Annotated in this window: 5 protein-coding genes; 2 read left to right on the top strand and 3 right to left on the bottom strand. The window is 52.9% G+C overall.

All coding sequences use genetic code 11. From position 1 onward, the window contains the following. Positions 1–37 precede the first annotated feature (37 nt). Positions 38–1,531, bottom strand: coding sequence for an acetyl-CoA hydrolase/transferase family protein (locus tag A918_RS0118070; protein WP_022712406.1), 1,494 nt, complete (start codon positions 1,529–1,531; stop codon positions 38–40). A 527-nt stretch (positions 1,532–2,058) separates the two neighbouring features. On the opposite strand from A918_RS0118070, the gene A918_RS21015 reads away from it, so the two are divergent. Together A918_RS21015 and A918_RS0118060 are read left to right on the top strand one after the other, a co-directional pair. Further along, complete coding sequence (locus tag A918_RS21015) at positions 2,059–2,727, top strand: AzlC family ABC transporter permease (RefSeq protein WP_245257359.1); 669 nt, start codon at positions 2,059–2,061, stop codon at positions 2,725–2,727. Next, positions 2,724–3,071: an AzlD domain-containing protein gene (locus A918_RS0118060; protein ID WP_022712404.1), complete on the top strand. Its 348-nt coding sequence runs from the start codon at positions 2,724–2,726 to the stop codon at positions 3,069–3,071. The genes A918_RS21015 and A918_RS0118060 overlap by 4 nt, the downstream gene beginning before the upstream one ends. Before the next feature lie 30 nt (positions 3,072–3,101). Here A918_RS0118060 and A918_RS0118055 read toward each other — a convergent pair whose 3' ends face one another. Further along, entirely contained in the window at positions 3,102–3,524 is a 423-nt protein-coding gene (locus tag A918_RS0118055; RefSeq protein ID WP_022712403.1) for an HIT family protein, read from the bottom strand. Between the two features lie 10 nt (positions 3,525–3,534). Beyond that, positions 3,535–4,704, bottom strand: coding sequence for a GNAT family N-acetyltransferase (locus A918_RS21010; RefSeq protein WP_084664903.1), 1,170 nt, complete (start codon positions 4,702–4,704; stop codon positions 3,535–3,537). Positions 4,705–4,720: the final 16 nt, after the last annotated feature.

The following is a 4,720-nucleotide window of genomic DNA, read 5'->3' as shown; positions in this document are numbered from 1 at the left end:
CTTTTTTATTGGCAGAACCTATATGCTGAAAGCCGGATCAGCTCTTCAGCATCGTACCGGTTTTCTCTTTCAACGCATACCATGAGATGGCTTCTTCAAGAATATGCGGGGTCTGGCCGCCACGCTCACAGGCGCGGGCAAAGTAGTCGCGCAATTGCGGGCGGTAATCCGGATGGGCACAATTCTCGATAATCACGGATGCGCGTTCACGCGGAGCAAGACCGCGCAGATCGGCAAGGCCGTGTTCTGTCACCAGAATATCCACATCATGTTCCGTATGGTCGACATGCGGCACCATCGGCACGACTGAGGAAATCGCACCATTCTTAGCTACCGATTTGGTGACGAAAACCGACAGGAAGGCATTGCGCGCAAAGTCGCCCGAGCCGCCGATGCCGTTCATCATATGTGTACCCGCCACATGGGTGGAATTCACATTGCCGTAAATGTCGAATTCCAGTGCGGTGTTGATACCGATAATACCGAGGCGGCGGATTACTTCCGGATGATTGCTGATTTCCTGAGGGCGCAGCACAAGCTTGTCTTTGTAGCGGTCGAAATTACCGAAAACGCGCTCGCCGCAAGCCTGACTGAGTGTGATTGAGGAGGCCGAAGCAAAGGTGAGCTTGCCTGAATCCATCAGATCGAATGTGCTGTCCTGCAACACTTCGCTATACATGCGCAAATGATGGAAAGGACTGTCCACGAGGCCGGTCAAAACCGCATTGGCAATCGTGCCGATGCCGGCCTGCAGCGGGTTGAGTGACAGGTCGAGACGGCCTTTTTCCACTTCGCTTTCAAAGAAATGAATCAGGTGTCCGGCAATGGCCGATGTTTCACTGTCTGCCGGTTCAATCAGTGAAGCACTGTCCGATTGTTCCGTGATAACAATCGCTGCGATTTTCTCAGGCGGGATCGGAATATAAGGCGTGCCGATGCGGCTTTCACAGGACACAACCGGAATCGGATCGCGGGACGGGCGCTTGGTCGGAATATAGACATCATGCAGCCCCTCCAGTGCCAGAGAGTGGCTGAGATTGATCTCAACAATCACTTTCTTTGCCAGAATGGCGAAACTGGCCGAATTACCAATGGAAGTTGTCGGGATAACACCGCCATCTTCATTGATGGCAATGGCTTCAATAACCGCATAATCAACCGGCCCGATCTGATTGGAGCGCAATTGCTCAACAGTTTCAGAAAGATGCTGGTCGATAAACATCACTTCACCGCGGTTGATGGCGGCTCGCAAAGTGCGGTCAACCTGAAACGGCATACGGCGGGCAAGCACACCGGCTTCGGTGAGGATTTTATCGACATCATGGCCGAGCGATGCACCGGTGAGCAGGGTGATTTTGAACGGTGTGTCTTTAGCCTGCGCAGCCATGGCAACCGGCACGGCTTTGGCATCGCCGGCACGGGTAAAACCGCTCATGCCGATTGTCATCCCGTCTTTGATAAGGGCTGCGGCCTCGGCAGGTGTCACAACTTTATCTTGCAGGGAGGAATTGCGGATACGATCTTCTAGCATGGGAAACCTATATTCGAAGGATCTCTGACAGGGAGGAGCCAGAGAGTTAGTCGCATATGTATTGTATGCTGTTAATACGCAGTATCGGCGTATGGGCAGAAGTTGAAGATTAACCTAAACGTAAACTGCTCTGCCAAAAGGGCTTATCTCTTACCGGAGGCTTTTGCCAGCTTTGTCTTTGATAAGGTCATTCTGTCGCGATTTTACATTCATGTGTCTTGAACGGACTATGCATAACAGGCTTGACGATAAGAACTTCATGCCTGTTACGAATGACTGCTTTTGACAGCATTGCAAAGCACATGGGCTGGGTCTAACAATAATGTCATATATGCTGACATTTATATGTAAGATAGTTTCCCATGCCAGATCATCAGCCGCCTGTAAGCCAGTCTGCGCCGCAGTTACTAAAAGCGCATCATAATGCAGACGGCTATAATGCTGATGCCGTTTCATCCTTTGCGGAGCGGGTGCAATGGTTCGGACGTGGTGCGCGCAACATATTCAGCATACCGGCGCTGCTGCTGATCAGCTCTTTTATCGGCTTTTCCGGTCTGGCCATTGAGAGCGGTATTACCATGGGGCAGGCAGTGTTTATGACGCTGACGATCTGGGCTCTGCCCGCCAAAGTGGTTCTGATCGGTGCGATTTCCGCAGGTAGCTCTATGGCCGCCGCTGCATTGGCTGTGGCACTGTCCTCCGTGCGTCTGATGCCGATGGTTGTGGCCTTGTTGCCGGAGCTTAAAGGGCCGCGTTCGCGCAAGATCACTTTGCTGTTTCTCTCGCATTTTGTGGCGGTGACCGCATGGGTCATGGCAATGGAACAGTTGCGCCATATTCCGCGCGATCTGCGCACCAGCTATTTTGCCGGTATCGGCGTGACACTGGTGCTGACCAATGCGGCTGTTGTGGCGCTGATTTATCTGCTTTCTGCCAGTTTTCCGCCGCTGTTGTTTGCAGCGCTTTTCATGCTGACACCGATGTATTTTCTCACCTCACTCTGGCGCTCATCGCGTGAGCAGGCGGGTAAAGCGGCCTTGCTGAGCGGCTTGCTGATCTTTCCGGTGATGCATGCCATTGCGCCGGGCTATGATCTGTTGCTCACCGGCCTGACCGGCGGTGCGGTGGCCTTCTGTTTCCATCTCTATGTGCAGAATTTGCGCCGGAAAGAGGCTCAGAAAGAAGTGCTGTCATGAATTTCGTAAGCTTTGATACATGGTGGTGGCCGTATCTGTTCATCCTGATCGCCGGTGCGCTGGCGACGGATATCTGGCGCTTTCTCGGCGTGCTGGTTGGCGGCAAAATGCGCGAGGATTCGCAAGCTCTGGTGCTGGTGCGCTGTGTGGCGACAGCCTTGGTGGCGGGCGTGATTGCCCAGCTTATTCTCTATCCGACGGGAGAACTTGCGAATTCGCCGATGTGGCTGCGGGCTGGTTCTGCCATTCTTGGATTCGGGGCGTTCCTGCTGGCGGGGCAGCGTATTCTGGTCGGTGTATTGACCGGTGAAGCCCTGCTGCTCGCAGGACTTCTTATTTTATAATGCTCTGTGCAGAGATATAAGTCTTATAGATTAAAGGCTTGCGATAATCTTCTGACAGTTTTCAGCAAGAACAGCCTGATCTTCCATCTTGCCGGTATGACCGGTCAGGGCAACGCCTTCAAAACGCGGAATGACATGGAAATGTAGATGGAAAACGGTCTGGCCTGCCGCCGGTTCGTTAAACTGCATGACGGTGACGCCATCGGCATCAAAAGCCTTCTTCACCGCAACGGCTATTTTCTGCGTGGCAGCAACCAGCTTGGCCAGCACGGCACTGTCTGCATCGAGAAGGTTGCGTGAACCCTGTTTCGGGATGACAAGGCTGTGGCCTTTGCCCTGCGGCATCACATCCATAAATGCATAGACATCATCATCTTCATAAATCTTATGGCTCGGAATTTCGCCGCGCAGGATCTTGGCGAAAATATTGTCGCTGGCATAAGGCGTGGTCATGGATGGCTCCCTATTCAGATTGATGGAATTTACGGAACGGGCTGTGTTCCGTATAATAGCTGTTATTCATTTCGACTTCGCGGACCTCGCGGTGCAAATATTGCGCCACAGCATCACGAAAGCCGGGGTGGCTGATATAATGGGCGGAATGGGTGGTCACAGGCTCATAGCCGCGTGCCAGCTTATGTTCCCCCTGTGCACCGGCTTCCACTACCGATAATTTATGTGCAATCGCATAATCAATTGCCTGATGATAGCAGACTTCGAAATGCAGAAACGGGTGATCTTCGATACAGCCCCAGTGACGGCCGAACAGCCGGTCGCCGCCGATGAAATTGATCGCACCTGCAATATAGTGCCCGCCGCGCTTGGCCATGATCAGTACAATATCATCACCCATGCGCTCGCCGATCAGCGAATAGAACTCACGATTGAGATATGGACGCCCCCATTTGCGGCTGCCGGTATCCATATAGAATGCGTAGAACTGATCCCAGATGTCTTCTGTCAGATCGGAGCCGGTCAGCCAGTCAATGGAAATGCCATTGCTCAGAGCTTCGCGGCGTTCGCGCTTTAAGGCTTTGCGTTTGCGGGAAACAAGTTCTTCTAAGAAATCATTATATTCCTGAAAGCCATTGTTTTTGAAATGAAACTGCTGATCCTTGCGATGCAGGAATCCAGTCTCAGTCAGAGCCTGAATGTCCGGCATTTCAGCAAAGGTTACATGCGCCGAGGACAACTGGTTCTGATCAGTGAATTGCGCAACGGCACTGGCAAGCAGGCGGCGCAGTTCCGGATTATTCTCTGCGGTCAGCAGGCGCGCGCCCGTTGCCGGAGTGAACGGAATACCCAGCTGGAGCTTGGGATAATATTGACCACCGGCACGCTCAAAGGCTTCAGCCCAGCCGTGGTCGAACACATATTCACCCTGACTATGGGATTTCAGATAGGCAGGAGCTGCGGCCAGCAATACGCCCTGTTGTGTTTCAAGGCGCATATGGCAGGGCAGCCAGCCGGTATTTTCACCGACGCAGCCGGAATCTTCCAGCGCGGAAAGATAGGCATAAGAAAGAAACGGATTATAGGATTTGTTCGCAGTAATACCGTCTGTGGACGGGGCTGCGGAATGTTTGCCGGTTTCAGAAAATTGCGCCCATGCCTCAAGGCTGAAACCCTGCATGGAGCTGACGTTACGC

It is taken from the genome of Pseudochrobactrum sp. AO18b, from assembly GCF_000409565.1.
Lineage (GTDB): Bacteria > Pseudomonadota > Alphaproteobacteria > Rhizobiales > Rhizobiaceae > Pseudochrobactrum > Pseudochrobactrum saccharolyticum.
Note: the sequence above shows the minus strand (reverse complement) of the source record. Positions and strands in the feature narration are given on the sequence as shown.